Source organism: Micromonospora sp. NPDC002411 (genome assembly GCF_053592955.1).
Window position 1 is genome coordinate 1 of the sequence record NZ_JBSFBM010000575.1, and the last position, 2,338, is coordinate 2,338.

A 2,338-nucleotide genomic window follows, 5' to 3' on the forward strand; every position below is an offset into this window, starting at 1 on the left:
GTGGCGCGGGCCGGGCGATGCCCCGCCGCCGCAGGTCCACCTGAAGCTGCTCGGCCATCTGCTGGGTGGCCCGCCGGTTGAGGAAGCTCGCCACCGCCGCGCCGGTCAGGAACGGCCCGAGTGTGGTCAGGTTGCGACCGAACCGTCGCAGCAGCATCTCCCGCAGCTCCTTGCGCGCCGCGGTGCCGAGCACCGCGCCCACTCCGACGCCGGGCACCATCGGGTTGACCCCCCGCTGGGTGGCCCAGGAGTGCACCAGGGCGACCGCCCGCTGGCTGCCGGCGTCCGGCAGCGCCACCCCGTGGATCTCGTGCAGCTCGCCGACCAGTTTCAGCTCCACCGCCACCACGGCGACGGTCTCGGCGGCGAGCAGCACCGGCGCGGAGAGCAGGGTCGGTGCGACAGTCCACTCGACGGCGGCGACTCCCCCTCCGGCCGCGCCGATCGCGGCGGTGGTCCGGGACGCGTTACGGACGAGCCGGTCGGCCAGGGCCGCGTCGTCCAGACCGGGAAAATGCCGACGCAGGGTGTCCAGGTCGCGTACCGGGACGTGCGGGGCGATCTCGGCGACGGTGTCGACCATCCAGCGTACGGCGGCACGCGGCTTGAACAGGTCGGAGATGCCCCGCGCGCGGGCCTGCCCGACCATCCGGGTCAGCAGTTGACGGCGTCGGGCCGGTGCGATGTCGTCCGCGGTCAACGCCGCGACGGTGGCACCGAGGTCGTCCGCGCCGCCGGCACTGAGGTCGCCCGCGCTGCCGTCGGTGGTGCCGCCTCGATCGCTCATCGGACCTCCCGGTGCTGTGGGTACCCGTTACGAGTCAAGCAGGTACCCACCGGTGGCGCATGCCTACACCGGCAGCGGCGGCCCCGTTCAGGAGGCCGCCGCCGATGTCGTGATTGTCAGACGCACTCGCGGCAGATCAACTCGCCGTTTCGCTCGACTGCCAGCTGGCTACGGTGGTGGACCAGGAAGCAGCGGGCGCACCGGAACTCGTCCTGCTGCATCGGAAGCACCTTGACCGTGAGCTCCTCGTCGGCCAGATCGGCACCAGGCAGCTCGAAGCTCTCGGCGACCTCGGCCTCGTCGACGTCCACCGCGCCCGACTGTGAGTCGACGCGCCGTGCCTTGAGCTCTTCCAGGCTGTCCTCGCCGAGGTCGACCTCGTCGCGACGCGGGGCGTCGTAGTCGGTGGCCATCGGTTTCACTCTCCCATATCGATGTTGTCGCTTCCGGTTGTAACGCCGGACGACGCTGTTTCGGTTCCGCTGGCCGGCCACCACTTGTGTCGGGCACCCGACCCGAGGACCGAACGGGTCGAGCTCGCTGGGGCGACTCCCCTGCGAGCGCGGAACCTTACCCCCCCTTGGGCGAGGCATGTATACCGCCCTTGCGGCTGAGATGTACGCCCCCGCACGCGAAGTTGTTCCCAATGTGATTCAGGCGACACGAAGATAGGGGTAGTAGTACCCGGTTCGCGGTCGGCGCGCCGGCATGTCGGGCTGTTTCCACGCGACGGCCGGACAACCGTTAACCTCAGCGGCGTATTCGACGGCCGGCGGCCAGTCCGATCGCTGCCGGCCGCCGTCATCCACCTGAGGTCCCGGGAGTGCTCAGATGAGTTTTGCGCGGGTGCGAGCACTCGTCGTCGTCGGCCTGCTGGGGGTGCTGGCTCTGGCATTCGTGGTGACCGCGATCATCCGGGACACCCAGGGGAAGGCCGGCACGGCCGAGGGCTGCCCGGAGGGTTGGCCGCTGGCCGACGTGACTCTGCACGAGCCCAAGGACGTCAAGATCAACGTGTTCAACGCGACCGACGAGCCCGGCCGGGCCGGCACCGTCGCGGACGACTTCCGCAACCGCAAGTTCCAGGTCAAGAAGGTCGGCAACGAACGCAAGGGGATCGACGACGTGGCGGTGCTGCGGTACGGCCCGAAGGGTGTCGGCTCCGCGCACCTGCTCCAGGCGTACTTCCTGAACAACGCCGTGCCGGGCTACGACCCGAAGCGCACCGACGACACCGTGGACGTGGTGCTGGGCAGCGGCTTCCAGCAGCTCGCCACCACGACCGAGGTCAACCAGTCCCTGGGCGACATCGGCGCGCCCCGCGCACCCAAGGGCTCCTGCCCCTCCCCGGTCGCCAAGTGACGGCCGGGCCGGTCTGACCAGCCGGTCAGGGGCCACCTGCGGCGTCCAGCTTCGCGAGCCGGTCGTGCAGCGGCCCGAAGAGCGCCGGCGGGGCCGCGACGACCAGGTCCGGCCCCGGCGGCGCACCGGACAGGCCGCCGACCCGCTGGAGGCCTCGGTGCCCGAGGTGCAGGCCGCCCGCGACACCCG

At 71.1% G+C, this 2,338-nt stretch carries 3 protein-coding genes and 1 pseudogene; 1 reads left to right on the plus strand and 3 read right to left on the minus strand.

Annotated elements, in window-relative coordinates:
• The coding region (locus ACWCO3_RS34050; protein ID WP_450014078.1) for a hypothetical protein at positions 1-787 on the minus strand (787 nt) is incomplete at its 3' end.
• Positions 788-903: 116 nt separating this feature from the next.
• On the minus strand, positions 904-1,200 hold the full coding sequence (locus ACWCO3_RS34055; protein WP_007075406.1) for a DUF4193 domain-containing protein: 297 nt from the start codon (positions 1,198-1,200) through the stop codon (positions 904-906).
• Between the two features lie 433 nt (positions 1,201-1,633).
• On the opposite strand from ACWCO3_RS34055, the gene ACWCO3_RS34060 reads away from it, so the two are divergent.
• Positions 1,634-2,149 (plus strand): LytR C-terminal domain-containing protein, encoded by a 516-nt coding sequence (locus ACWCO3_RS34060; protein ID WP_208745210.1) that lies wholly within the window; start codon positions 1,634-1,636, stop codon positions 2,147-2,149.
• A 25-nt stretch (positions 2,150-2,174) separates the two neighbouring features.
• Here ACWCO3_RS34060 and ACWCO3_RS34065 read toward each other — a convergent pair.
• Positions 2,175-2,338 (minus strand): annotated as a pseudogene (locus ACWCO3_RS34065) (inositol monophosphatase family protein); the annotation flags it as partial.